Genomic DNA, 24,557 nt, shown 5'->3' on the forward strand with positions numbered 1-24,557 from the left:
GCCATACCGGTCCGTGCCCGGCGATGCCTACGCTCGCCGTATGACCCCTCATCCCCGTCCCGCCGCCGACCCCGCCGCAGGCGCGGCCGTGAAGGCCGCCGACCGTGCGCACGTGTTCCACTCCTGGTCCGCCCAGGGCCTGATCGACCCGCTCGCCGTCGCCGGCGCCGAGGGGGCGTACTTCTGGGACTACGACGGCAACCGCTACCTGGACTTCACCAGCGGTCTCGTCTACACCAACATCGGCTACCAGCACCCCACCGTCGTCGCCGCGATCCAGGAGCAGGCGGGTCGGATGACGACCTTCGCGCCCGCCTTCGCGATCGAGTCGCGCTCCGAGGCCGCCCGTCTCATCGCGGAGCGCACGCCGGGTGACCTGGACAAGATCTTCTTCACCAACGGCGGCGCCGAGGCCGTCGAGAACGCCGTCCGCATGGCCCGGCTGCACACCGGCCGCAACAAGGTGCTCTCCGCCTACCGCTCGTACCACGGCGCCACCTCCACCGCGATCAACCTGACCGGCGACCCGCGCCGCTGGGCCTCGGACAACGGCTCGGCGGGCGTCGTCCGGTTCTGGGCCCCGTTCCTCTACCGCTCGCCGTTCTACGCGCAGACCGAGGCGGAGGAGTGCGCCCGCGCACTCCAGCACCTGGAGGACACCCTCGCCTACGAGGGCCCCTCGACGATCGCCGCGATCATCCTGGAGACCATCCCGGGCACGGCCGGCATCATGACCCCGCCGCCCGGCTACCTCGCCGGTGTCCGCGAGATCTGCGACCGGTACGGGATCGTGTTCGTGCTCGACGAGGTGATGGCGGGCTTCGGCCGTACCGGCAAGTGGTTCGCCGCCGACCACTTCGACGTCACCCCCGACCTGATGACCTTCGCCAAGGGCGTCAACTCCGGCTACGTACCGCTCGGCGGCGTCGCCATCTCCGCCGAGATCGCCGCCACCTTCGACACCCGCCCCTACCCGGGCGGGCTGACCTACTCCGGCCACCCGCTGGCCTGCGCTGCCGCCGTCGCCACCATCCAGGTGATGGAGGACGAGAAGGTCATCGAGAACGCCGCCCACATCGGTGAGACGGTCCTCGGCCCCGGTCTGCGCGAGCTCGCGGCCAACCACCCCTCCGTCGGTGAGGTCCGCGGACTCGGCGCGTTCTGGGCGCTGGAGCTGGTCCGGAACAAGGAGACCCGCGAGCCGCTCGTCCCGTACAACGCGACGGGCGCCGCCAACGCCCCGATGGCGGCCTTCGGGGCGGCGGCCAAGAAGCACGGCCTGTGGCCCTTCATCAACATGAACCGCACCCACGCCGTGCCGGCCTGCAACGTCACCGAGACCGAGGCCAAGGAGGGTCTGGCGGCACTGGACGCCGCACTTGCCGTGGCCGACGGGTACACCGCGTAGCACCACCGCCCGCGCGGAGCGCTCCTCCCCTCCCCACCGGCCCGGCCGGCGGGCTCGGTCTATGGTGGCCGAGACCGAAACAGGGGAGGGGCGCTCATGCGCGCGAGCGGAGCTGTCACCCGCAGTACGCTGCGGCAGCAGATCGCGGACGCGCTGCGTGACGAGGTGCTCGCGGGGCGTCTTCAGCCGGGGCGGGAGTTCACCGTCAAGCAGATCGCGGAGCAGTACGGCGTCTCCGCGACGCCCGTCCGCGAAGCGCTGTTCGACCTCTCCGCGCAGGGCCTGCTCGAATCCGACCAGCACCGCGGATTCAGGGTGCACCAGTTCTCCGTCGCGGACTACCGCTCGATGGTGGAGGCCCGCGCCCTGGTCATGGACGGGGTGATCCGGGACGTCTTCCGCGAGCAGCCCCCGTCCCCGGACCGGCAGGCGCGGTACCGCGAGGCGCTCGTCTCGGTACGCCGCCGGGCCGAGGAGGCCGCCCGCGCGGCACGCGGCGGCGACCTGGACATCCTCATCGGCTACGACCTGCGGTTCTGGCGGGAGCTGGGCGCGCTCGCCGGGAACACGTACATCGGTGACTTCCTGCACCGGCTGCGGGTCCAGGCCTGGGTGTTCGCCGTCCCGTACCTGCGCGGCGACGCGGACGTGCGGGACTGGCTCTGGCAGGGCCACGCCGACCTCGTCGCCTCGGTCACGCTCCGGGACCGCGAGGCGCTGCGGGCGGCGGTCGACGACTACAACAACCACGCGCTGAGCTGGGCGGACCGGCTGGCGGCCGGGGACCCGGACCACCTCGGTCACGCACCGCAGCCTCCCGGGGCGGACGAACCCGGGGACGAGGCACGGCCGGAGGCCTGAGCGGCGAAAGCTCCCGAAGCCGCCCGTCACGTCGCTCGGGAAGTCGCTCTTGGGGGAACACTGTCCGCGACGTGGCGACCGCATTACGCTGTCCCGAATTACGCTGTCCCGACCATCACACGCACCCGTTGGAGAGCGAGACTTCGTGGCCTGTGACCTGTGGCTGGTCCCCCTCGTCGATGTGCTGTGCCACAGCCCCGACAACCCCTTCGCCGAGGAGATAGCCGTCTTCGACAAGGCGCTGGGTGAGGCAGGGCTGCCGCCCGTACCCGTCTACGCCTATATGCCGGGCCTGACCGGGGACGTGGCCCCGGTCGCGGGCTTCGACTACGACGCCCTGCACTTCCTGCGCCGCGCCTACCTGCTCCAGATCAGCGGCCTCGCCGTCACGCCCGTGGACGAACTGGGCGGCGACTACGAGCAGTTGCTGGAGATGTTCGAGCCCACTGCCCAGCAGTCGCACCTGGTGTGGCACTACGACCACGCGGGCGCGTACGTCCCCCTGGACTTCGCGTACCCGATCTCCAGCGACGACCTGCTGGAGGGTGGCGGGCCGCTCGGTTCCGCGCACGGGCTGCTCAGGGAGCTGGAGTTCGTCGCGCCGTCCATCGGCATCGATCCGGGCAACCCGCCGGCCGCCCCGCTGCCGCCCGCCGCACCCACCGAGCTGGAGGAGCCGGCGGTCCCGATCCCGTACGACGACAACCCGTTCGCCCGGGAGCGCCACGTCTGGCTCGGCCTGCACGCGGCGGTCACCCGCAGTCTCGCCCAGGGCTCAATGATCATCTTCAGCTGACGGGGCAGGGCCCGCCCGCCGGAGCCCCGCACCGGCCACCGGTCATTGCGGGGCCACCGGCCACCGGTTCATCGCGGGGACTCCGGCGGCCGCTGCCGAGGCATGTTCGGCCGGCCCATCGACTGCAGCGGGAACCTCCCCTGCTGCGCACCCTGCTCCGCCCGCCCGCCACCCGTGCCGCCGGACACCAGCGCCTGCATCCCCATCGGCGCGGGCCCGGCCCGGAACTCCACCATCCAGTCCGCGGTCTCCGAGCGCACGAGCTCCGTGACGTCCTCCGAGAACCGCCGCAGCACACCGAGGCACCGCTCGGCCGCCTCGCTCGCCGTCCCCTCGGTCGGGCCGAGCACCTCCCGTACGCACTCCGAGGCCCAGTCGAACTGGAGCACCTGGAGCCTGCGCTGCACGGCCTGCGCCGTGGCCAGATTCCTTATCCAGCCCGAGGTCAGGCCGAAGTACCGGTCGCACGCCATGCACGCGGCGCCCAGCAGCAGCGACAGATAGCCCCAGCCCGCCGCGCCGTGCAGCGCCCCCGTCAGATCGAGCAGCGGCAGCGCGGCCCCCGCCACCGCACCGGCGGCGGTCCCCATCCGCAGCACCCTGGCCCCGCGCCGCTTCCACACCCGGTCGCCCAGATACCAGTCGGCGGTGCGCAGCGCGTCGGCCTCGACCCAGCGGTACAGCTCGTCGAGCCGCTGGGCGGGTTCGCCCCAGTCGCCGAGCGGGAAGGGCGTTCCGGTCAGATCCCGCCCCGGGGCGCCGGAGCCCGTGCCGGAGGGAGGGGCGGAACCGGCCGGACCGGGCACACCGGAATCGTTGCGGGGCGGCCCTTCGGGCTGCATCTCCGGCTGACTCACCGGGGTACTCCTCTGCATGCTGCATTGCGACGCGTGATGTCGACCGCGTCCTCGACGATGGGCGGGATCTCTGCCCTCTGCTCACTGACGCTCGCTGCGACCGGCAGTGCCCCATGCGTAACCTTGCGTGACGGTTGGTGCACGTGCGCGTACCTGGACGCATGCCCTTCCTACCGCCGAATGGTGGGCCGCGGGGTCGGAATCGCGGTATTCCCGGGTGCGCAGAGCCTGTGATCAGGTATAGGAGTCCCGCCCTCACTGACTCGGTCTCACTCGAAAGAGTTGCTCACCAGTGGGTGGGGCGCGCCGCCCGGGGACAACGTAGGCTCGGCGTACCGAAACATTTGTCGTCGAAATGCCTGGAGTGACCGTGATTCCCGGTGGTGGACAGCCCGATATGCAGCAGCTGCTGCAGCAGGCCCAGAAGATGCAGCAGGACCTCGCGGAGGCCCAGGAGGAACTGGCCAGGACCGAGGTCGACGGCCAGGCGGGCGGCGGTCTCGTCAAGGCGACCGTCAACGGCTCCGGCGAGCTGCGCGCCCTGGTGATCGACCCGAAGGCGGTGGATCCGGAGGACACCGAGACGCTCGCCGATCTCGTCGTCGCGGCGGTCCAGGCGGCGAACGAGAACGCCCAGACGCTTCAGCAGCAGAAGCTGGGCCCGCTGACCCAGGGCCTGGGCGGCATGCCCGGCCTCCCCTTCTGATCCTTCCGGCTCCTCTGATCCCTTCCGGCCAAGGACGGGCCGAGGACATACCCAAGACGGTACGCACCCCCTACGGTACGTACCACGACGCGGCCGACCAGGCGGCAGGAAAGGCTCTCCGTTGTACGAAGGCGTGGTTCAGGACCTCATCGACGAGTTGGGCAGGCTGCCCGGCGTCGGTCCCAAGAGCGCGCAGCGGATCGCCTTCCACATCCTCCAGACGGAGCCCACGGATGTGCGCCGTCTCGCCCATGCCCTCCTGGAGGTCAAGGACAAGGTCCGCTTCTGCGCGATCTGCGGCAACGTGGCGCAGCAGGAGCAGTGCGGGATCTGCCGCGACCCGCGCCGGGACCTGACGGTCATCTGTGTCGTCGAGGAGCCGAAGGACGTCGTCGCGATCGAGCGGACCCGCGAGTTCCGGGGCCGTTACCACGTGCTCGGCGGGGCGATCAGTCCCATCGAGGGCGTCGGTCCGGACGATCTGCGCATCCGCGAGCTGCTGGCCCGGCTGGCCGACGGCTCGATCACGGAGCTGATCCTGGCGACCGACCCCAACCTGGAGGGCGAGGCCACCGCGACGTACCTGGCGCGGATGATCAAGCCGATGGGCCTGCGGGTCACCCGGCTCGCCAGCGGTCTGCCGGTCGGCGGCGACCTGGAGTACGCGGACGAGGTCACCCTCGGCCGCGCCTTCGAGGGGAGGCGCCTGCTCGATGTCTGACTTCGGCGCACTGCCCTCTTGCCCGGGGCCTCACCGCGGCTTTACGTTCACCGCGGATATGTTCTACTCACCGTCTCCGACCGTGCCCACGGGAGGTCCCCGCGATGTCTGACGCCACGCTGAACACTGTCACCCAGGACCCCGACGACTTCGCGGTCCAGATCGCCGACCAGATCAAGACGTTCATCGTCGCGGTCACCGAGGTGTCCAAGGTCGAGGAGCCGGAGGAAGCCGTTCCGGTGCTGCTGCTCCAGGTCTCCCAGCTGCTCCTCGCGGGCGGCCGGCTGGGCGCGTACGAGGACATCCTCCCGGACGAGCGCTACGAGCCGGACCTCGGCGCCGAGCCGGACGCGGACGGCCTGCGCGAGCGCTTCGCGGTCCTCCTGGAGCCGATCGACGTCTACTCCGAGGTGTTCGACCCGTACGAGCCCCGCAAGGCCCCGGTCCCGGCCCGCATCTCCGACGACCTGGCCGACCTCGTCACGGATCTGCGCCACGGCCTGGCCCACTACGAGGAGGACCGCACCACCGAGGCCCTGTGGTGGTGGCAGTTCTCCTACTTCTCCAACTGGGGCTCCACCGCCTCCGCCGCCCTGCGCGCCCTCCAGTCCCTGATCGCCCACATCCGCCTGAACCAGCCCCTCCAGGCACTCGACGGCCTGGACACCGACCAGGACGCCGGCGACGACGACCTGGCCGAGGAGGCCGGCCGCGTGATGGTCGAGGAGATCGCGGGCCCGCTGGGCCTGCGCCCGGTCAAGTAGCGGACGTCAAGTGGCGGACCGGCCGGGGCCGAGTGCGGCGCTCAGCCGGTCCGCGTCCACGAAGGGCGCCGTCGGGGTGGGCCAGGACTGCCACATCAGCGGCCAGGTGTGCCCGTTCAGCGCCGGTACGCCGACGTAGGCGACCTGGTACCGGGTCCCGAACCGCTCGACGTCCAGTGGCCAGGCCCGGTCGCCCGCCGTGCGCGGCGGCAGCAGGAAGTACATCCACCGCAGTCCGGTCCCCTGCCACACGACCGGCCCGGCATCGTCCCCGGTGAGCCGTCCCAGCCTGGCCGCGACCTCCTCGCCCCGGATGCCCTGGATGCGCAGGGTGTCGAAGTGGACTCCGCTCATGCGGAGTTGGTGCCCGTGGAGAGGGACCCAGTCGGGGCGGTGAATTGCTTGCGTCATGGCTACACAGTGGCGGTGAGGTGGCTACGCTCGGTAGTGACTGCCGCGATACGCGGCGCTGTGTATCCCCTGGAGGTGGCTGCTGTGTCAGCTCAAGACCCGCCCCCGCCACGTGGCGCTACTGCGGTGACCAGCTGAAACGCTGGCGGACCCGGGCGGGTGTCAGCCGGGAGGAGCTGGGCGCGGTGGCGAAGTACGCCCCCGACACGATCAAGTCGATGGAGCAGGGCGTACGGATGCCGACGCCGCAACTGCTCGATGCGGCGGATGTGTTCCTCAAGGCGGATGGGCTGCTGAGTGCCGCGAAGGACTTCGTGCGGCGGGGGGAGCGGTTTCCTGTACGGGCGCAGGACTTCATGGCGCGGGAGGATGAAGCCCGTACCCACTGGTCGTACGAGACCGTTCTCGTACCCGGGCTCCTGCAGACGGAGCACTACGCTCGCAGGTTGATCGGCAACCACTCGCCGCCCCTTGATGAGCAGACCGTCGAAGCGCGCGTGGACGCCCGGATGGAGCGTCAGAAGATCCTGTACAGGACGCCACTCGTCGCCCTGAGCTTCATCGTGTACGAGGCGGTGCTGCGTGGCCCCCACGTCGACAGGGAGCAGCTGTTACAGCTGGTGAAGTTGGGGCGGTTGCGCAATGTCTCGGTGCAGGCGCTTCCCTTCGCGCGGGCCATTCCTGCCGCACTGCTGGGGCCAGTGGTGCTTCTTGAGACCTGGGACCACGAACGACTCGCTTTTGACGAGGGGCAGTTCGATAGTCGGCTGAGCTCCGACCCGGACCATGTCGGCGTCACGACGGAGCGGCTTAGCATGATCCGCATGGAGGCTCTGGGGAGTGAGGAGTCGGCTGGCTTAATCGAGCGGATGGCGGACGGGATATGAGTGACAAGCGGCGCTGGTTCAAGTCGAGTTACAGCGACTCCGAAGGAGGTGCCTGCCTCGAAGCCGCCCTGAGCTGGCGTACGTCCACATACAGCAACTCCGAGGGCGGCAACTGCGTCCAGGTCGCCCCCTGCCCCGCCGCGATACACATCCGCGACTCCAAGCTGTCCGCTGACAGCCCTCAACTGACTGTCCCCGCAGGGCCCTGGGCGGAGTTCCTCGCGTACGCGGCCGGTGTCGCCGACCACTGAATACGTGCAGGTCGGCCCGAGGCTCAAGCCCCGAGCCGCGAGCCTCGGAGTCCGAGCTCCTTCTGTAGGAATGGGTGGTGAGGTTGAACCCACCCACCCTCCCAAGTCGCGCGTTCACCTGGGAGGATGACTTTCAGTGATTGGCTTGCGTCACAGCGTGTGCACGCTTTAGGTTCGGTGTAACAGTCCTTAAAAAGGACGATCCCGGCGGTGAGCCAACACCAACCGGGATCTCGTCCTGACAGATCGAAGAGAGACTCGATCCACATGACTAGTGCTCATGTTAGTGCTGCCCTGCGCGTGCCCGCTCACCGCATGGCCAAAGCCGGTTACGGCAAGCGACACGTCCCCGACGAAGCCCCGCGCGGTGCGGCCGACTTCGTACATCTGCCGCCGCGGGAAGCGGCCATCGCCGCGTACATCGACCGGCTGCCGGAGGGGGCCGCGATCGGCTACAAGGTGCTGGCCGAGGAGTTGCCGGACTACGGGCAGCAGGCCTGCCGCAGTGCGCTGGACCGGCTGACCAGGGCGGGGCACCTGCGCCGGATCAAGGTGCAGATCGCCGTCGAGGGCAGCGGGCTGCGCTGGGTGACGCGGACGTTCTTCTCCCGCACCGCACGCGACGCGGCCTGGTGGGCGCGGTACATCCGGTTCATCCGGGGCGTGGACGCGCCGGGGCAGCCCGCCGCACCGGACGAGGTGCCCTCCACCGAGCCCGAGCCGGGCGTTCCGGCCGCGCGCTCGGAGTCGTACAGCGTGCTCGCCGGACTCGGCGGCAGGGAGCCGAGGCTCCAGCTCTCCGAGGGTGAATGCGTCGCCCTGGAGCCGCTGGTGAAGGAGTGGCTGGGGCGCGGGGTGGGCCGTGAGCAGGTCAGCCAGGTGCTAGTCGCAGGACTGCCGGCTTCCGTGCATTCCGCTGGAGCCTTCCTCCGTACCCGACTGGAGAACAAGATGCCGCCCGTACCGCAGCCGAAGAAGAACAAGTTCCGGGAAGTGGAAGAGACCATCGTGGCGGCGCTGGAGATGTGCGCCTTCTGCGACGAGGACGAGAGCACCACCACGCTCGTGGACGGGGTCTGCGTGGACTGCCGCGCGGACATCGACCGGGACGAGGCCAACGGGGCGACGGGCGACATCCCGGACACGTTCCTGGCCCGGCCCCGGCAGCGTACGGACGTCGCGGCCAGGGTGGCCGGGCTGCGGGCGGCGGCAGGTCGCCCGGTGGTGCCGGGTCAGAGGGGGCACTGAGCCTCCGGCGCCGGAGGCTGGCTCTGGTGCTCTGGTGCTCTGGTGGCCGGGGTGATGCGGCGTGTCCCGGCCACCAGGCAGTTGCCGTCGGCCTCAACCGCAGGCGTCTGGGCAGAGCGGTCAGGCGAAGTAGTGGATGGTCCCGCGCAGTGCCGGTTCCGCACCCTCGCAGTGCTGTTCGAAGGTGAGGGCGAGCGCGGTGACCTGCCCCGCCGCGTCCGTGGCCAGCTTGGTCACCGTGAACTCACCGTTGCTGTGGTTGCATCCCCCACCGCCGACATCGAGCATGGCCAGCCCGTCATCCCCCATCCGGTTCGCCTCATAGGTGCGGCCCGCCTGGAGCGACTGGCCCGAGGGAGGCGCGATGATCGCGCCCCAGTACTCACGCAGGCCGCTGACGCGATAGTCGAGGCGCCCGTCCACCGTGCCGTCGAGGTAGAAGGTGCCGGTGCCGCCGGTGAAGGTGCGGCTGCGGCCCCCTCCCGCGTAGTCGCCCGGCTCGCTGACGTAGGAGAACGACAACGGCAGCGCCTTGTACTTGACCGTGCCCCGCAGCGCGGGGGCGTCGGGGGCTTCGCACCGCTGGACGTACGAGGCGTCCAGCAGGGTGATCGCGCCCGTGCTGTCGGTGCTGATCTGGTTGATCGTGTACTGCCCGTACACGATGTTGCAGCCGCGACCGTCCCCGCTCACCGTGAGGCCTGGCGCCCGGCCGGTGGGCCCGGGGGCGCGTTCGGCATTGCGGAACACGCCGGGGGTGAGCTGGTCGCCCGCGGGCGCCTGCATCTCGATGTTCCAGGTCACGTCACCGGACTTGACGGTCGCCGTGGCGTACGTGGCGTCGCCTTCTACCCGGATGTCGGCGGCAGGAGACCGGTAGACAGACGTCTGGCCCTGGCCCACCCAGTCACCTGTCTCGCTGCGCTGGGTGTAGGCCGTGACCGGCACCGGCTGCCCGGCCGCGGCCTCCGCGACCGGCCCGGACCACAACACGCATGCGCCTGCCGCACCCGCCACCGCGGTCAGTGCGGTTGCCCTGTTCAACGCACGACGCCATCTGAACCACATGACTCTCACGTTCCCCACCCCTTACACGCACACGAAAGCAACACGCGCCCAACTACCCACACGCGCAACGAACATGCGCCGCTCGGCTGTGGGAGATTGCCGAGTCGTCGAGCCGGCCCAAGCGATCCCGGCGCGCGGTTGTGGCGCCTTCCGTCTCCCCGGAACGCGGAAAATGGCCGCGCCGTTGTCTGCGCTCGCTGCTAGCCTCCGCTCGCCCGTGATCACCACGGGCTTTGCAGGGGAGGGGACTCGAAAGCATGGACAGAGGGATAAGACGCAGCGGGACCGGCGGAGGGGCGCGACGCAGGGGGGCTCGCTGGCTCGGGGGGCTTGCGGTCGGCGTGGCCGCGGTGCTGGCGGCGCCGAACGCGGCCGTGGCCGCGCCCGTGGAGAATCTGCCGCCGCTCCAGCCGCTCGCCTCGGACCTGAAGACCGATGCCGAGCCGTGTGCGGCAGGCGAGGACCGGCCGTACGTGGCAAGGGCCCCCCGGGTGAAGGCGGTGCTGAACGACCCGGTGGAGGACGACGGGCCTGCCGACGCCAACTACGTGTCCGGTGAGTTCGAGGCCTGGTGGAAGGACGCGGACGGCGTCGAGCAGCGTCGGAGCTACCACACACCCGGCGGCGCACCGTCGGGGACGGCCTCGTTCTGGCAGCTGCCCTCCGATCTGCCGGCCTGGACGGTCATCTCGTGGCGGGTGCGGGCCGACGACGGTGCGGCCGTCTCGCCGTGGAGTGCCGCCGATGCGGGTGGGGCGGCCTGCGAGTTCGTGATCGACGACGTGAGCCCGGAGAAACCCGTGGTCACTTCGGCCGACTATCCGGAGGACGTCTTCTGGTCGGACGGGGTCGGGGTCTACGGGACGTTCCGCTTCGACTCGCCGTCCGACGACGTCGTGGACTACACGTACAGCTTCCTCGGAGGCCCGCGCGGAACCGTGAAGGCCGACGGGCCGGACGGCTCGGCCGAGATCCGCTTCATGCCGACGTCGAGCGCGCCCGGCCGACTTGAGGTGTACGCGAACGACCGCTCGGGGCGCCGCAGTTCGACGACCTCCTACAACTTCTACGTACAGGCGGGCCGCTCCCCGGTCGGGCAGTGGGCGCTCTTGGACCCGGCCGGGTCCAAGTCGGCCGAACCGACCGAGGGGCCCGCGGCCCGAGCCGGGGCCGGTGTCACCTTCGGCGGCCCGGCGCCGTCGGGCACCTCGCTGACGTCCACGGTGACGCTCGACGGGACGGGGCACGGATTCCTGACGCCTGCCGCACAGGTCGTCGACACCGGGAAGACCTTCGCGGTCAGCGGATGGGCGCGACCCGCGACGGTGAGCCACGACATGACGATCGTCAGTCAGGACGCCGGCACGGGGCGGGCGTTCACCCTCGGACTCCGTACCGCCGGCGGTGATCCGGTCTGGTCGTTCGGCATCGGCGGTGCGCGCGTCAGCGGCAGCGGCCCCGAGGCCGGCGAATGGGCGCAGGTGATCGGGCTGTACGACGCCGAGACCGGGCTGGCGCACCTGTACGTGAACGGCCAGGAGGTGGGCACCGCCGTCGCGGCCACCCCCTCGACGGTGGCCGGCGACTTCCAGATCGGCCGGGCGCGCGGTGCGGCCGGCTACCGGGACCGCTGGCAGGGTGAAGTCGGCGACATCCGTACCTACGACCGGGTCGTCGTTCCCGAGGAGGCCGTCGAGCTGGCCCACCGCGTGCCGCAGCAGCGCGGTCACTGGTCCCTGGAGTCCGCGCCGGACGGGCTCAGCCCGGAGGCGAACGGCGGCGAGCCGCTGAAGCTCGCGGCGGGCGCGACGGTCTACAACCGTCCGGCCGACGCGTGCGAGCCGGCCGCAGATCCGGATTGCGTACCGGTCACCGAGCCGCTCGTCGGCTCCGGGCACCTGGAACTCGACGGGGCCGGCGGCTACGCCGCCACGGATGCTCCGGTCGTCGACACCGGCGACAGCTTCACCGTCGGTGCGGTGGTCCACCTCGCCGAGAAGGAGCCCACGCGTCCCATGACGGTCCTGTCTCAGGGCGGGGAGAACGGCGACGCCTTCAAGGTGCGGTACGTCCCCTCGGAGCTGAGGTTCGAGCTCGTGATGGGCCACGAGGACGCCCGGGGAGCCGACGAGACGGTGGTGTCCATCCCGGCACCGGCGGACCCCGGCTTCGGGCGGAACCACCGCGTCGCGGTCGTCCACGACGCCGCGACCGACCGGATCACGCTGTACCTGGACGGCCGGCCGGGCACCGCCACGGAATTCCACTCGGCCTGGACGAGCGCGGGCGGCCTCCAGGTGGGGCGCGGCCGTACGGCTGACGGCTGGGGCGAGTACCTGCACGGCTCGGTCGACGAGGTGCAGGCCTTCTCGGGCGCGCTGAGCGAGACCGCCGTCAGCCAGCTCGGCTTCGGCGTGGATCCCTGCCTCGGCTGCTGATACCGGCGGCACAGGTGTCCCGGCCCACCTGTGTGGGCTGGGACACATAAGGGAATGTCCGGGCGATCGGCGGGCAACAGCCTCGTACGAGCAGTTCGGAACGACGCGCCGGTGATCACGTGGTGAGCGGGACATCTCACCATATGATATCGGCGAGGCGTTTCCGGACTGCTCGTTAAACTGAGCCGACAGCAATGGATTGAGCGAGGAGCGCACGTGGGCCTGGTCGTGCAGAAGTACGGGGGTTCCTCCGTAGCCGATGCCGAGGGCATCAAGCGCGTCGCCAAGCGAGTCGTCGATGCCAAGAAGAACGGCAACCAGGTGGTTGTCGTGGTGTCAGCGATGGGCGACACGACGGACGAGTTGATCGATCTCGCGGAGCAGGTGTCACCGATGCCCGCCGGGCGCGAGTTCGACATGCTGCTGACCGCCGGGGAGCGGATCTCCATGGCCCTGCTGGCCATGGCGATCAAGAACCTGGGCCACGAGGCCCAGTCGTTCACGGGCAGCCAGGCCGGTGTCATCACCGACTCGGTCCACAACAAGGCGCGGATCATCGACGTCACTCCGGGCCGCATCCGGACCTCGATCGACGAGGGCAACATCGCCATCGTCGCCGGGTTCCAGGGGGTGAGCCAGGAGGGCAAGAACATCACCACCCTCGGTCGTGGCGGGTCCGACACCACCGCAGTGGCCCTCGCCGCCGCGCTGGACGCCGAGGTCTGTGAGATCTATACCGATGTGGACGGTGTCTTCACCGCCGACCCCCGGGTCGTCAAGAAGGCCCAGAAGATCGACTGGATCTCCTTCGAGGACATGCTGGAGCTGGCGGCGTCCGGCTCCAAGGTGCTGCTGCACCGGTGCGTGGAATACGCACGCCGTTACAACATTCCGATCCACGTCCGCTCGTCCTTCTCCGGACTCCGCGGAACCTGGGTCAGCAACGAGCCGCAAGGGGACCAGCAGGTGGAGCACGCCATCATCTCCGGAGTCGCCCACGACGTCTCCGAGGCCAAGGTCACTGTCGTCGGCGTGCCCGACAAGCCGGGCGAGGCCGCAGCGATCTTCCGCGCGATCGCGGACGCCGAGATCAACATGGACATGGTGGTGCAGAACGTCTCCGCCGCGTCGACCGGGCTGACCGACATCACCTTCACGCTGCCCAAGGCGGAAGGCCGCAAGGCCATCGACGCCCTGGAGCGCAGCCGGGCCGGCATCGGCTTCGAGTCGCTGCGCTACGACGACCAGATCGCCAAGATCTCCCTGGTCGGCGCCGGTATGAAGACCAACCCGGGGGTCACCGCAGGCTTCTTCGAGGCGCTGTCCGACGTCGGTGTGAACATCGAGCTGATCTCGACCTCCGAGATCCGCATCTCGGTGGTCACCCGTGCCGACGACGTCAACGAGGCAGTGCGCGCCGTGCACACCGCCTTCGGTCTCGACAGCGACTCCGACGAGGCAGTCGTGTACGGGGGCACCGGCCGATGACCGCGCGCCGCCCTTCGCTCGCGGTCGTCGGCGCGACCGGGGCGATCGGTGGCGTCATGCTCCAGATCCTTTCGGAACACGCGGATGTCTGGGGCGAGGTGAAGCTGATCGCCTCACCGCGCTCGGCCGGCGGCAAGCTGGTCGTGCGCGGTGAGGAGACCGAGGTCCTCGAACTCTCCGAGGACATCTTCGACGACGTCGACGTGGCCCTGTTCCTGGCACCCGACGAGGTGTCCGAACGCTGGGCGCCGCTCGCCGCGTCCAGGGGCGCGGTCGTCATCGACGACTCCGCCGCCTTCCGGATGGACGGCGACGTTCCGCTCGTCGTCCCCGAGATCAACCCCCACTCCGCCCGGATCAGACCGCGCGGCATCGTCGCGAGCCCGAACTCCACGACGCTGGCCCTGATCGTCGCGGTCGGCGCACTGCACGCCGAATTCGGGCTGCGCGAACTCGTCGTGTCCTCGTACCAGGCCGTCAGTGGCGTCGGGCGCGAGGGCGTCGCCGCGCTGCGCGAGCAGCTGTCGACGGTCGCCGGCAGCGAACTGGGTACGAAGCCGGGCGACGTGCGCCGGGTCGTGGGGGACGCGGACGGCGGCCTGTTCGCCGCGCCCGTCGCCCTCAACGTCGTGCCGTGGGCCGGGACGGACGCCGGGGACGGCTGGTCGTCCGAGGAGCTGGCGATCCGCGACGAGTGCCGCAAGATCCTCGATCTGCCGAGCCTGCGGGTGGCGGCGACCTGCGTGTACGTCCCCGTGATCACCACTCACTCGATGTCCGTGCACGTCCGCTTCGAGAACGAGGTCACGGTCGACCGGGCGCACGAGATCCTGGCGACCGCACCCGGTGTGGTGCTGTACGACAATCCCGGGGCGGGCGACTTCCCGACCCCGTCCGACGTGGTGGGCACCGATCCGACCTGGGTCGGCCGGGTCCGCCGGTCGATGGACGAGCCGAGGGCCCTGGAGCTCTTCGTCTGCGGCGACAACCTCCGCAAGGGTGCCGCGCTGAACGTCGCGCAGATCGCCGAAGCGGTCGCTGCCGAATTCCCCGAGTCCTGAATTTCCCCGGTCCTGATCGAACCTGTTTTGTACGTTCTGTGAACGCCCTGTGAGCAAGTTGCTGGTCTGAACCTCTTGAGCTGGGGCGTTGCGGTGTCCGACGATGACCTTTCGGCCCGCTGCAACCGCCGGTCGGGCAGCACGCGTCTACGTCGTCACTTCTTGCGCGACGAGACGCACATTCGGGGTATTTGGGGAAGAGCGGTTACGTATGAAGGCATATCGCATGGTGTCAAACGCGGTGCCGTATGCGTACAACCCTGACGGGGGGAAACGTGTCCAACTGGCGTGGCAGAGGTACTCGATATCACAGTGGTGGGCCCCTTGCGCGGCGCTTCGGTGCGACCGCTCAGACGGCCCCGCGCGCCCGGTGGCATGCCGGTGATCGCACCCATGCCCGCCGCGCACCCGACGGGGCTGCCGTCACAGCGCGAGGGCGCTGAAGACAGCGTGGCGTCCGGAACTACAGTTGACCATCTCACCGAAACCTATCGCGCCCACTACCGTTCGCTGCTCGGCCTCGCGGCCCTGCTCCTGGACGACACGGCCTCCTGTGAGGACGTCGTGCAAGAGGCGTTCATCCGCGTGCATTCGGCGCGCAACCGGGTCCGGGAGCCCGAGAAGACACTCGCGTACCTGCGCCAGACCGTCGTCAACCTCTCCCGCTCCGCGCTCCGCCGTCGCATCCTCGGGCTGAAGCTGCTGTCCAAGCCCATGCCGGACATGGCGAGCGCGGAGGAGGGTGCGTACGACCAGCTGGAGCGGGACGCACTGATCAAGGCAATGCGGGGGCTGCAACGGCGTCAGCGGGAGGTACTGGTGCTGCGCTACTTCGCGGACATGACCGAGGCGCAGGTCGCCACGACCCTGGGGATATCCCTGGGCTCGGTGAAGGCGTACGGTTCCCGCGGCATCGCGGCACTGCGCGTGGTGATGGAGGCGCAGGCATGAGCCGGCGCGACGGCCACGAGCACGGACGCCGGCACGGGCCCTCATTCGGACATCGGAATGACCGGACTGGAAACGGAATTGTGAATCACGGGCCGGACAGCACCCCGGACAGCACACCGGGTACGGATGGCGATCGGCTGGCCGCCCTCTTCGGCGCCGGTCCCGGTGACGGGTTCGGAGCCGGGCTCGGATCGGGATTGGGATCGGGATCGGGATCGGGTGATGGTGCCGAGGTCGACGAGGACGCGCTGCGCCGGATGATGCGCGGCGCCGTGCAGGGCCTTGAACCCCGCGACGGCAGCCTCGACCACCTGTACCGGGCGGTGCCCGCCCGTCGGGCCCGGCGGCGGCAGGCGCTCGTGGGCGTGGCGGCGGCTGCCCTGCTCATCGGCACCGCGATCCCCGCGTTCGTCCATGTCGCGAACTCCGAAGGATCGAACGCCGCCGGCCCGGCGATCGCCGGTCACGGCGAGCAGGCGCAGGGCGGCAGTGGCGAGGAGCCCGGTCCGGGCTCCGGCGGCGCGAACGACGGTGGTGGGAACGAAGGGCGCCACGACACCGGCGAGGACGTTCCGGACACCTCGGCCAGCCCGTCCGTCAGCAGCGGCCAGGGCGTGGAGGGCACGACGGTGGGCGGCTCGGCCGACCCGGAGGCCAGCGTGGCGGCGGACATGCCGGTCTGCGCACCCGACCAGCTCGGTGTCGCCTCCGCGGAGACCGGCGCGACCGGCGCCGACGGCACGGTGTACGGAACGTTCCGGATCGCCAATGTCTCCGGCAAGAACTGCTCGGTGAGCAGCGGCGGCACGGTGGGCTTCGAGGCGATGGGCGCGGCGGACCCGGCCAAGATCGTGGTCGTCCGGCACACCGAGGGGGACGCGGCGTCCGGTCTGCCCGATCCCGCCGAGGAGGAGGCGACGGTGCTGCTGAAGCCGGAGATGGCGTACGAGGTGCAGTTCGCCTGGGTACCGGAGGACACCTGTCCGACGGCCGGCGGCTCGCCCTCCCCGACCCCGACGGACGGTACGGCCGGCAGCGCGGTGGGCTCGGCCGGGGCCGGCACGGGCGGCGGGAGCGGGGACACCGAGACGGGTACGGACACGCAGCTCGGCAGCGAGGACGACCCGCCGGCGGCGGAGGGCAGCGTCGCCGTGAAGCACACGGCGGAGCCGGGAGCGCCGGTCGCCGAGACGAAGATCAGCAATGCCTGCGCGGGCACGATCTACCGCACGGGCGCGCTGGAATCCTTGCCGCAGCAGTAGCGCAGGAGCGGCTGAGGCGCGGCTCAGGAGCAGCTCGGGAGTAGCGCACGAGTCGCTCAGGCGCTTGTGCCCGCGTTCCGGTCCGGGGCGGTCGGCTCCTCCGGGGGCGCGTCCGGCGCCGTTGCCGCCGGGGCCTCCTGGTCCTCCGGGGCCGTCTGCTGGTCTGCGACGAGGCCCAGGCGCACGTCCCGGACGGCTTCGGCCTCGCGCCGGACCAGGCGGAACCACATGAAGAGCACGAACGCCGCGAAGACGAACCACTCGCACAGGTAGCCCAGATTCTGGAAGGCCTTCAGGTCCAGCCCGGTGCCCTGTGCCGCGGCGGCCGGTACGGGTCGCAGGGCGGTGGCCTTCCCGCCCGAGGTGTCGTCGGTCCCTGCCGTGTCCTCGGCCCCCGGGGTGTCCGCCGTGCCTGACGTCCCCGTGGCGGCCGCGCCGCCCGTGCGGACGTCGGACCGCTGGAGTGTCACCCACGCGTCGTACACGTCGTACGGCACGAGGTTGACGAGGGACGCGGCGCTGATCATCCCGACCTGGCCGTCGGGGAGCCCGCCCGTCGCGTCAACCCCCGCGGTCGCCGCGTTCTCCGAGGCCTGGAGGTCGCCGGTCACCGTGACATCGCCGGTCGGCGCGGCCGGCACCGAGGTGTGTCCGGCCTTCCCGGGGAGCCAGCCCCGCACCACGGGCAGCGCCTTGCCGCTGTCGGTGCGCAGCATCCCCACGACGTAGAAGCCGGTCCGGTCGTCCAGCTTCCGGCCGGGTACCAGGAACTGGTCGGCGTACCGGCCGGTCGCGGTGGCGGGACGGCCGGAGGTCACCGTGTCGACGGGCAGCAGCTCGTCGACCGGCTTGGCGGCCCTCGTGCCCGGAGCGGGCTGCTTGTCGGCGGCCTCGTGCGTCTGCACGCGGTCCTCGAAGCGGCCGAGCTGCCAGGTGCCCATGAACACGCAGAACGGGATGGCCAGCACGACGAAGAGGTTGATCCCCCACCATCGCGGGGTCAGCAGGAACCGGTACACCCCTCCACGGTACGGTCCCCGCTCCGGCCGTCCGGAGCGGGGGCACCCGTGGAGCCGCCCTTTATCCGGCCCCTACGCGGCCCGGGAGGCCCTATCCGGCGAGGCCGTCCGGAGCTCCCAGGTGGCGGGCGGCGAAGTCGAGCTCAAGGCGCACCTGCTTGATCCGCTCCTCCACGACGAGCGAGCCGTGACCCGCGTCGTAGCGGTAGACCTCGTGCACCGCGTCGCGGTCCTTCAGCCGGTCCACGTAGTTCTCGACCTGACGGATCGGGCAGCGCGGGTCGTTGACGCCCGCCGAGATGTAGACCGGAGCCCGCACGGCGTCGACGTAGGTCAGGGGCGACGAGGCCTCGAAGCGCTCGGGCACCTCCTCCGGCGTCCCGCCCAGCAGGGTGCGGTCCATCGCCTTCAGGGCCTCCATCTCGTCGTGATACGCCGTGACGTAGTCCGCGACCGGGACGGCGGCCAGGCCCACGGCCCAGTCACCGGGCTGCGTACCGAGGCCGAGCAGGGTCAGGTAGCCGCCCCACGAGCCGCCGGCCAGGACGAGCCTCGCCGGGTCCGCGAGACCGGACTTCACCGCCCACTCCCGGACCGCCGCGATGTCCTCCAGCTCGATCAGGCCGATCCGGTGCTTCAGCGCGTCCGTCCAGGCCCGGCCGTACCCGGTCGAGCCGCGGTAGTTGACCCGGACGACCGCGTAGCCGTGGTCCACCCAGGCGGCGGGCCCGCCCGCGAAGGCGTCGCTGTCGTGCCAGGTCGGGCCGCCGTGGATCTCGAAGACCGTCGGGAACGGCCCCTGCGCCGGGGCCGCCGGGCGCTGGACGAGCGCGTGGACGCGGCCCCCGGGACCCTCCACCCACACGTCCTCGACGGGCACCGACCGGGGGGCCTTCGCACCCGGCGGATCGAGCACCACCGCACCGGTCGTTGACCGGACGACGGGCGGCTCGGCGGCCGAGGACCAGAGGTACTCCACCGTGCCGTCCGGGCGGGCGGTGGCCCCGGAGACCGAACCGGTGGGCGTCTCCACCCGCACCAGGGCGCCGTCGGCCGCCGCCGGCCCGTACCGCCACAGCTCGCTGCGGGCCTCGAAGCCGTGCTCGATCAGCAGCGCGGAGCCGTCCGGATACCACTCGGCCCCCACATCGCCGGGCAGCTCGATGGCGAGGTCCGTCTCGGTGCCCGCCACCGGGTCCCAGATCATCGGCTCCCAGCGGCCGCGCCGCTGATGCCCGACCAGCAGCCGGGTGTCCCCGGCCACCGGTGCGAAGCCGAGAACCGCGAGGCCCAGCTCCTTCGTGCCGCCTTCGGTGTCGTCCAGTTCCGCGACCGTGCCGCCGTCCGGCCGCACGACGCGCAGCGCGGAGTGCATCGCGTCGCCGTGCTCGGTGTGCTCCAGCGCGATCAGCGTCCCGTCGTGCGACAGGTCACCGACTCCGGCCGACTCGCGGTGACGGTAGATCTCGACGGGCGCCGCCCCGGGCCGTACGACGTGGACCGTCGTGCCGTCCTCGTCCGTCGAACGGCCTACCACCGCCGTCCCGTCCCGGCCGATCGCGAGCCCGGCGGGGTAGGAGGGGTCGAGACCGGGGGCCGCCGGCTCGTCCTTCACGGCTTCGCCGCCGCCCGCGCCCGCACCCTCGCTGTCGCCCGAGGCGGCGTTGAACGGCCGGCGCATCCACACCCCGAACTCGTCGCCGTCGGTGTCGTCGAACCACCAGATGGCCTCGCCGTCCGGCGTCAGGGTGCCGTCCGTCGTCCCGTTCGGGCGGTCGGTCACCTGGCGCTGTTCACCGGTGGCCCGGTCCCAGGCGTACAGCTCGTACGTCCCCGTCGCGTTGGAGACGAACAGCGCGCGGTCCGGCGCGTCCTCCGCCCAGTCGGGCAGGGACACCCGGGGAGCCCGGAAACGCTGCTCCCACTCCGGAACGGAATCGGTCGTCGAACCAGTGGTCTCAGTCATGCCCACCATTCTGCGCCGGACCGACGACAATCTGTTCGCCCCGTCCTCAGCCTGTGGATAACCTCGCGGGCATGCATACACCGATACCCGCCGACTGGCGCGATGCCAACCGCGCCATGTGGGATGAACGTGTGCCCATCCACAGCAGCAGCGATTTCTACGACCTTGACTCCTTCCGCGCGGGCAAGGACTCCCTGCGGGCCTTCGAGCTGGCGGAGGTCGGGGACGTGACGGGCCGGTCGCTGCTGCACCTCCAGTGCCACATCGGGCTCGACACCCTCTCCTGGGCCAGGCACGGCGCCGCCCAGGTCGTCGGCCTCGACTTCTCCGAGCCGGCCGTCGAGACCGCGCGCTCGCTGGCCCAGGAAATCGGCCTGACCCCGGACCGGGCGGCGTTCGTCGTCGCCGACGTCAACGACGCGGCGGAGGCCGTCCCGGACTCCTCGTACGACATCGTCTACACCGGTGTCGGGGCGCTGAACTGGCTGCCCGACATCGACCGCTGGGCCGAGACGGCGGCCTCGCTCGTGGCGCCCGGGGGGTTCCTCTACCTGGCGGAGTTCCATCCGCTGACCGACTGCCTCGACGACGCGACCGGTGAACGGATCGTGCACGATTACTTCAGCCGCGACGCCTGGGTGGACGAGACGCCGGGCACGTACGCGGACTTCGACGCGCCGACCGTCCACAACCGCAGCGTCGAATGGCAGCACCCGGTGGGCAGTGTCGTCTCGGCACTGGCGGCGGCCGGGCTGCGGATCGAGTTCCTGCACGAGCACGACACCTCACTCTTCGCACGCTTTCCCGTGCTGCAGCGGCAGCCGGACGGCTGCTACCGCTTCCCGGCGGAACGACCGCGCATCCCGCTGATGTACTCGATCAAGGCGACCCGCCCGGCACGGCTTCCTCAGCCCGGCACGGCTTCCTCAGTACGGCGCGGCGGGTGAGGCCGGGCCGGCTGTCAGTGGTGGGGTCCAGACTCGGAGCATGACCACGACTGCTGATCTGCGCGCCGCTGTCGAGAGTTACTGGACCGCGGCCGATCTCCGAGACTGGGACACCTTCGCGGCCACGCTCGCCGACGAGGTGCTGTACGACCTGCCGCAGACCCGGGAGCGCGTTCGCGGCAAGGAGCGCTACCTCAGCTTCAACCGTGAGTATCCGGGGGACTGGCGGGTGAGCGTCGAGCGGATAGTGGCCGACCGGGACGGACAGCAGGTGGCGGCTCGGACACTGTTCGCGGTCGGCGGCCAGGAACTGCACGCCATCCACTTCTTCACGTTCGACGCGCGGGGGCTGATCAGCGAGATCACCGACTTCTGGCCCGAGCCGTACGAGCCCCCGGCGGGCCGGGAGCATCTCGTCGAGCGGTACTGAGCGCGGCAGGAGGCGACCGGGGCACGGCGGGGGCTCGTGCGGATCGGGCGGGGGAGCACGGCAGCGGCGCGGCAGGGCCCGGGAGCCGGGGCTCCTGAGCCGTTGCCGCGCCGCTGCTTCCCGTGGTTCCTACGCGGCCGAGCTGAAGGCGGGCAGATAGCCGCCCGACTGTCCCTCGGCCTTGGGGTGATACGAGTTCTCGATGGGGATCGAGACGCTGTGGAGCCACGGGTCGCCGGAGCACAGTTCGTGTCCGGTGAACTCGTCCGCGACGCCGGAGAAGGTGAATCCCGCGTCGGCGGCCTGCTTGGCGATCACTCCGTTCAACACGTCGGACGCGTTGTTGATGGCCGTGCGCTCCGCCTCCGTGAGCCCGGCGACGCAGCTTCCGCCGATCTCGTAGAAGCGCGGGTAGCCGAGCACCACGACATGTGCCTGCGGGGCCTTGGAGTGGATGGACCCGTAGAGCGAGCTCAGACCGGCCGGCAGTGAGCCGTTCATCTGCGAGACGGCAGAGTCCACGCTCGCGAGGCAGGCGTCCTCGCCGGACAGCACGCAGTCCTGCATGACGTCCGCGAACCCGACGTCGTTACCGCCCGCCGTCACGCTGACCAACGAGGTGGACGAGTTCAGCGGGCCGAGCTGGCCGCCCGCCACCGAGCTCGTGGTGGCGCCCGAACAGGCGACGAAGTCGAAGGAGGAAGGCGAGTTCGCCGCCGCCCAGAGGTAGGCGTAGGCGTTGGTGCTGCGCCGGCAGTCACCGCTGTCGGAGAGGTAGTTCCCCGCTCCGACGCCGGACGAGTACGAGTCGCCGAGGGCGACGTACCCGCCGGCGGCGGCCGAGGGGGTTGCCGAGGCCGGCTGGGCCAGGCCCAGAGCAGCCGCGGCGGCGAGGATCAGAGTGGATGCGGACGCCCAGAATCTCCGTACTGACATACCTGTCAGCCCTCCGAAGTGTGGGGGGTGGGTGGGGGGTTGATGGAGCGTCAACTGTTGTAGCAGCTTCCGGTACCAGTCGGTAATAGGCGGGCGGGAACCTGTCGGAATTGCCCGAATGATCGTTCGGTAGCCGTAGCTCCGCGCGTAGATAATCCCCGAACTCCACCCGAAACAAGGGGTTTAGGTCTATCCGGTCGTCACTTCGCAGGTCTTCGTCCCACGGCCCGGCGCATGCTGGTTCAGCGGTTCGTCCGGAGGCCTGCCTGCGGGCGGGCGGCCGCAGCGCATGTCCGAATGTGACAGACACCCGTCATTGCGGCCGTGCGCTCGGGCGGTGACGATGGACGCATGTCCTCCAGCACCTGCCGCGTCGTGATCGCGGTCTTCCCCGATGTCGACCTCCTCGACGTCACCGGCCCGGCCGAGGTGTTCGCCCTGGCCAACCGGGAGACCGGCGGCGATGCGGGGTACGAGGTCAGGCTGGCCGGCCCCGAGCGGGGCCCCGTCGTCACGTCGGCGGGGGTGCGGCTCGTGGCGGATCTGGCGTTCGCGGAGGTGGGGGCCGCGGTGGACACCCTGCTGGTGCCCGGTGCCGTCGACATGCGCCCGGAAGGGCCGGTGGCCCGGGTCGACGAGGACGTGGTGGCCTGGGTGCGGGAAACCGCTCCGCACGCCCGCCGTATCGCGTCGGTGTGTGTGGGCGCGCACGTACTGGCGGCGGCCGGTCTCCTGGACGGGCGCCGGGCGACCACTCACTGGTCGACCGCCGCGCAGCTGGCGGCCGATCACCCCGAGGTGCGGGTGGACCCCGATCCGATCTTCGTACGCTCCGGCAAGGTGTGGACGGGCGCGGGCATCAGCACCTGCATGGACCTGGCGCTGGCCCTGGTGGCGGAGGACCACAGCGAGGAGCTGGCTCTGGTGGTGGCCAGGCAGCTGGTGATGTACCTCAGGCGGCAGGGCGGCCAGAGCCAGTTCAGCGTCCCGCTGAGCAGGCCTGCCGCGAGCCGCCGGGACATCGACGAGCTGCGGGTGTTCATCACCGGGCACCTGGACGCCGACCTCTCGGCGCCCGCGCTCGCGGAACGCATGTGCCTGAGCGAGCGGCACTTCGCCCGGGTCTTCCACCAGGAGACCGGCACCAGTCCGGCCGCGTACGTGGAAGCGGCCAGGGTCGAGGCGGCGCGCAGGCTGCTCGAATCCACCGATGAGCCGCTGGAACGGGTCGCCGCGGCGGTCGGTCTGGGCTCGGTCGAGACGCTGCACCGGGCGTTCCGCAAGCAGATCAGCACCACCCCGGCCGCCTACCGCCGCCGCTTCCGCACAACAGCCTGAGCCGCCCTTCCCCGCCGTTTCCCGCCCTTGCCGGCCCTGCCGGTCCGGCCCGCGGTCCCCGCTGCCCTTTTGTCCTTCTGCACCCTGCCCTTCTGTCCCCCTGCTCGAAAGGAACCTTCAGCAATGAGCGTCTCCACGTCCCTGCGCGATGTCATCGGTCTCGACAACGCGCTGCCCCGCCTCGGTGCGGCCCCCCTGCTCATGATCGACTTCCAGAACACCTACCGCACCGGCGTCATGGCGCTGGAGGGCTCCGAACCCGCCCTGGCCGCCGGTGCGCGTCTGCTGGCCGCCGCCCGCGAGGCCGGTACGCCGGTCATCCACATCGTCAACGACGGCGGCGAGGGCGGCCCGTACGACATCCGTGCGGAGATCGGTGCCATCAGCCCCGAAGTGGCCCCTGTGGAAGGGGAGCCGGTCGTCGTCAAGCAGTTCCCCGACGCCTTCCGGGCCACGGACCTGGAGAAGGTCCTGCGGGAGCGGGGCGCCGGTCCGGACCTGGTGCTGGCCGGGTTCATGACCCATATGTGCGTCACCTTCACGGCCCAGGGCGCCTTCAACCACGGCTACCGGCCCACGGTGGTGGCCGAGGCCACCGCCACCCGCTCACTGGCCGCCCCCGACGGAGACGTACTGCCCGCCGCCGCTCTCCAGGCCGCCGCCCTGACCACCGTCGCGGACCTCTTCGGCACGGTGGCCCCGACGGTCGGCCACCTCACCGAATCGCACATGTAAATGTTCAA

At 70.8% G+C, this 24,557-nt stretch carries 24 protein-coding genes; 18 read left to right on the forward strand and 6 right to left on the reverse strand.

Annotated features, from left to right (window positions below):
* Window positions 1-40: 40 nt before the first annotated feature.
* The 3 genes from ACGFU6_RS21640 (at window position 41) to ACGFU6_RS21650 (ending at window position 3,065) form a co-directional block, all read left to right on the forward strand.
* Window positions 41-1,408 (forward strand): aspartate aminotransferase family protein, encoded by a 1,368-nt coding sequence (locus ACGFU6_RS21640; protein ID WP_393612945.1) that lies wholly within the window; start codon window positions 41-43, stop codon window positions 1,406-1,408.
* Window positions 1,409-1,504: 96 nt separating this feature from the next.
* Window positions 1,505-2,269, forward strand: coding sequence for a GntR family transcriptional regulator (locus tag ACGFU6_RS21645; protein WP_393612947.1), 765 nt, complete (start codon window positions 1,505-1,507; stop codon window positions 2,267-2,269).
* A 145-nt stretch (window positions 2,270-2,414) separates the two neighbouring features.
* Complete coding sequence (locus ACGFU6_RS21650) at window positions 2,415-3,065, forward strand: hypothetical protein (protein ID WP_393612948.1); 651 nt, start codon at window positions 2,415-2,417, stop codon at window positions 3,063-3,065.
* A gap of 68 nt (window positions 3,066-3,133) precedes the next feature.
* Here ACGFU6_RS21650 and ACGFU6_RS21655 read toward each other — a convergent pair whose 3' ends face one another.
* Window positions 3,134-3,907: an SLATT domain-containing protein gene (locus tag ACGFU6_RS21655; protein WP_393613012.1), complete on the reverse strand. Its 774-nt coding sequence runs from the start codon at window positions 3,905-3,907 to the stop codon at window positions 3,134-3,136.
* A 385-nt stretch (window positions 3,908-4,292) separates the two neighbouring features.
* Here ACGFU6_RS21655 and ACGFU6_RS21660 point away from each other — a divergent pair, with 385 nt between their 5' ends.
* From ACGFU6_RS21660 to ACGFU6_RS21670, 3 genes are all read left to right on the forward strand, one after another.
* Complete coding sequence (locus ACGFU6_RS21660) at window positions 4,293-4,628, forward strand: YbaB/EbfC family nucleoid-associated protein (RefSeq protein WP_393613013.1); 336 nt, start codon at window positions 4,293-4,295, stop codon at window positions 4,626-4,628.
* A gap of 121 nt (window positions 4,629-4,749) precedes the next feature.
* Complete coding sequence (gene recR, locus ACGFU6_RS21665) at window positions 4,750-5,349, forward strand: recombination mediator RecR (RefSeq protein WP_393612950.1); 600 nt, start codon at window positions 4,750-4,752, stop codon at window positions 5,347-5,349.
* Window positions 5,350-5,453: 104 nt separating this feature from the next.
* A complete protein-coding gene (locus ACGFU6_RS21670; RefSeq protein ID WP_024492455.1) occupies window positions 5,454-6,113 on the forward strand; it encodes a DUF5063 domain-containing protein in 660 nt (219 codons plus the stop codon).
* Between the two features lie 6 nt (window positions 6,114-6,119).
* On the opposite strand, the gene ACGFU6_RS21675 is transcribed toward ACGFU6_RS21670, so the two are convergent.
* Complete coding sequence (locus ACGFU6_RS21675) at window positions 6,120-6,467, reverse strand: hypothetical protein (protein WP_393612952.1); 348 nt, start codon at window positions 6,465-6,467, stop codon at window positions 6,120-6,122.
* A 191-nt stretch (window positions 6,468-6,658) separates the two neighbouring features.
* On the opposite strand from ACGFU6_RS21675, the gene ACGFU6_RS21680 reads away from it, so the two are divergent.
* From ACGFU6_RS21680 to ACGFU6_RS21690, 3 genes are all read left to right on the forward strand, one after another.
* On the forward strand, window positions 6,659-7,411 hold the full coding sequence (locus ACGFU6_RS21680; protein ID WP_393613015.1) for a helix-turn-helix transcriptional regulator: 753 nt from the start codon (window positions 6,659-6,661) through the stop codon (window positions 7,409-7,411).
* Window positions 7,408-7,662: a DUF397 domain-containing protein gene (locus tag ACGFU6_RS21685; protein ID WP_393612954.1), complete on the forward strand. Its 255-nt coding sequence runs from the start codon at window positions 7,408-7,410 to the stop codon at window positions 7,660-7,662. Before ACGFU6_RS21680 ends, ACGFU6_RS21685 begins: the two co-directional genes overlap by 4 nt.
* A gap of 315 nt (window positions 7,663-7,977) precedes the next feature.
* Window positions 7,978-8,910 (forward strand): hypothetical protein, encoded by a 933-nt coding sequence (locus ACGFU6_RS21690; RefSeq protein ID WP_393612956.1) that lies wholly within the window; start codon window positions 7,978-7,980, stop codon window positions 8,908-8,910.
* A gap of 120 nt (window positions 8,911-9,030) precedes the next feature.
* Here the strand turns inward: ACGFU6_RS21690 and ACGFU6_RS21695 are convergent, their stop codons facing one another.
* A complete protein-coding gene (locus ACGFU6_RS21695; protein ID WP_393612958.1) occupies window positions 9,031-9,954 on the reverse strand; it encodes a hypothetical protein in 924 nt (307 codons plus the stop codon).
* 365 nt (window positions 9,955-10,319) lie between these two features.
* On the opposite strand from ACGFU6_RS21695, the gene ACGFU6_RS21700 reads away from it, so the two are divergent.
* From ACGFU6_RS21700 to ACGFU6_RS21720, 5 genes are all read left to right on the forward strand, one after another.
* A complete protein-coding gene (locus ACGFU6_RS21700) occupies window positions 10,320-12,416 on the forward strand; it encodes a LamG-like jellyroll fold domain-containing protein (protein WP_393612960.1) in 2,097 nt (698 codons plus the stop codon).
* A 216-nt stretch (window positions 12,417-12,632) separates the two neighbouring features.
* Window positions 12,633-13,904: an aspartate kinase gene (locus ACGFU6_RS21705; protein ID WP_326660415.1), complete on the forward strand. Its 1,272-nt coding sequence runs from the start codon at window positions 12,633-12,635 to the stop codon at window positions 13,902-13,904.
* Window positions 13,901-14,965 carry an aspartate-semialdehyde dehydrogenase gene (locus ACGFU6_RS21710; RefSeq protein ID WP_393612962.1) on the forward strand — a complete coding sequence of 355 codons (1,065 nt, stop codon included), beginning with the start codon at window positions 13,901-13,903 and terminating at the stop codon, window positions 14,963-14,965. The genes ACGFU6_RS21705 and ACGFU6_RS21710 overlap by 4 nt, the downstream gene beginning before the upstream one ends.
* Window positions 14,966-15,340: 375 nt before the next feature.
* Entirely contained in the window at window positions 15,341-15,916 is a 576-nt protein-coding gene (locus ACGFU6_RS21715; RefSeq protein ID WP_393612964.1) for a SigE family RNA polymerase sigma factor, read from the forward strand.
* A 197-nt stretch (window positions 15,917-16,113) separates the two neighbouring features.
* A complete protein-coding gene (locus ACGFU6_RS21720) occupies window positions 16,114-17,178 on the forward strand; it encodes a hypothetical protein (protein ID WP_393612966.1) in 1,065 nt (354 codons plus the stop codon).
* Window positions 17,179-17,234: 56 nt separating this feature from the next.
* Here the strand turns inward: ACGFU6_RS21720 and ACGFU6_RS21725 are convergent, their stop codons facing one another.
* On the reverse strand, window positions 17,235-18,197 hold the full coding sequence (locus tag ACGFU6_RS21725; protein WP_393612967.1) for an SURF1 family protein: 963 nt from the start codon (window positions 18,195-18,197) through the stop codon (window positions 17,235-17,237).
* Between the two features lie 91 nt (window positions 18,198-18,288).
* A complete protein-coding gene (locus tag ACGFU6_RS21730; RefSeq protein WP_393612969.1) occupies window positions 18,289-20,163 on the reverse strand; it encodes a S9 family peptidase in 1,875 nt (624 codons plus the stop codon).
* Window positions 20,164-20,234: 71 nt separating this feature from the next.
* Between ACGFU6_RS21730 and ACGFU6_RS21735 the strand changes: the two genes are divergently transcribed.
* The gene (locus ACGFU6_RS21735; protein WP_393612970.1) at window positions 20,235-21,110 is read left to right on the forward strand and encodes a class I SAM-dependent methyltransferase; all 876 of its coding nucleotides are present in this window, start codon (window positions 20,235-20,237) and stop codon (window positions 21,108-21,110) included.
* A 40-nt stretch (window positions 21,111-21,150) separates the two neighbouring features.
* Window positions 21,151-21,540, forward strand: coding sequence for a nuclear transport factor 2 family protein (locus ACGFU6_RS21740; protein WP_393612972.1), 390 nt, complete (start codon window positions 21,151-21,153; stop codon window positions 21,538-21,540).
* Between the two features lie 129 nt (window positions 21,541-21,669).
* Here ACGFU6_RS21740 and ACGFU6_RS21745 read toward each other — a convergent pair whose 3' ends face one another.
* Entirely contained in the window at window positions 21,670-22,476 is an 807-nt protein-coding gene (locus ACGFU6_RS21745) for an SGNH/GDSL hydrolase family protein (protein WP_393612974.1), read from the reverse strand.
* A gap of 351 nt (window positions 22,477-22,827) precedes the next feature.
* Between ACGFU6_RS21745 and ACGFU6_RS21750 the strand changes: the two genes are divergently transcribed.
* Both ACGFU6_RS21750 and ACGFU6_RS21755 read left to right on the forward strand, forming a co-directional pair.
* Complete coding sequence (locus ACGFU6_RS21750; protein WP_393612976.1) at window positions 22,828-23,814, forward strand: GlxA family transcriptional regulator; 987 nt, start codon at window positions 22,828-22,830, stop codon at window positions 23,812-23,814.
* 123 nt (window positions 23,815-23,937) lie between these two features.
* Window positions 23,938-24,549 carry an isochorismatase family protein gene (locus tag ACGFU6_RS21755; RefSeq protein WP_393612977.1) on the forward strand — a complete coding sequence of 204 codons (612 nt, stop codon included), beginning with the start codon at window positions 23,938-23,940 and terminating at the stop codon, window positions 24,547-24,549.
* Window positions 24,550-24,557 lie beyond the last annotated feature (8 nt).

Origin of the sequence: Streptomyces sp. NPDC048462, from assembly GCF_043200175.1 — a bacterium.
Lineage (GTDB): Bacteria > Actinomycetota > Actinomycetes > Streptomycetales > Streptomycetaceae > Streptomyces.

Excerpts from the sequence above, each read along its gene's own strand:
- ACGFU6_RS21640 (WP_393612945.1), top strand. The coding sequence starts at position 41 with ATGACCCCTCATCCCCGTCCCGCCGCCGACCCCGCCGCAGGCGCGGCC.
- ACGFU6_RS21645 (WP_393612947.1), top strand. The coding sequence starts at position 1,505 with ATGCGCGCGAGCGGAGCTGTCACCCGCAGTACGCTGCGGCAGCAGATC.
- ACGFU6_RS21655 (WP_393613012.1), bottom strand. The coding sequence starts at position 3,907 with ATGCAGCCCGAAGGGCCGCCCCGCAACGATTCCGGTGTGCCCGGTCCG.
- ACGFU6_RS21670 (WP_024492455.1), top strand. The coding sequence starts at position 5,454 with ATGTCTGACGCCACGCTGAACACTGTCACCCAGGACCCCGACGACTTC.
- ACGFU6_RS21675 (WP_393612952.1), bottom strand. The coding sequence starts at position 6,467 with ATGAGCGGAGTCCACTTCGACACCCTGCGCATCCAGGGCATCCGGGGC.
- ACGFU6_RS21685 (WP_393612954.1), top strand. The coding sequence starts at position 7,408 with ATGAGTGACAAGCGGCGCTGGTTCAAGTCGAGTTACAGCGACTCCGAA.
- ACGFU6_RS21690 (WP_393612956.1), top strand. The coding sequence starts at position 7,978 with ATGGCCAAAGCCGGTTACGGCAAGCGACACGTCCCCGACGAAGCCCCG.
- ACGFU6_RS21710 (WP_393612962.1), top strand. The coding sequence starts at position 13,901 with ATGACCGCGCGCCGCCCTTCGCTCGCGGTCGTCGGCGCGACCGGGGCG.
- ACGFU6_RS21715 (WP_393612964.1), top strand. The coding sequence starts at position 15,341 with ATGCCGGTGATCGCACCCATGCCCGCCGCGCACCCGACGGGGCTGCCG.
- ACGFU6_RS21730 (WP_393612969.1), bottom strand. The coding sequence starts at position 20,163 with ATGACTGAGACCACTGGTTCGACGACCGATTCCGTTCCGGAGTGGGAG.
- ACGFU6_RS21735 (WP_393612970.1), top strand. The coding sequence starts at position 20,235 with ATGCATACACCGATACCCGCCGACTGGCGCGATGCCAACCGCGCCATG.
- ACGFU6_RS21740 (WP_393612972.1), top strand. The coding sequence starts at position 21,151 with ATGACCACGACTGCTGATCTGCGCGCCGCTGTCGAGAGTTACTGGACC.
- ACGFU6_RS21745 (WP_393612974.1), bottom strand. The coding sequence starts at position 22,476 with ATGTCAGTACGGAGATTCTGGGCGTCCGCATCCACTCTGATCCTCGCC.
- ACGFU6_RS21750 (WP_393612976.1), top strand. The coding sequence starts at position 22,828 with ATGTCCTCCAGCACCTGCCGCGTCGTGATCGCGGTCTTCCCCGATGTC.
- ACGFU6_RS21755 (WP_393612977.1), top strand. The coding sequence starts at position 23,938 with ATGAGCGTCTCCACGTCCCTGCGCGATGTCATCGGTCTCGACAACGCG.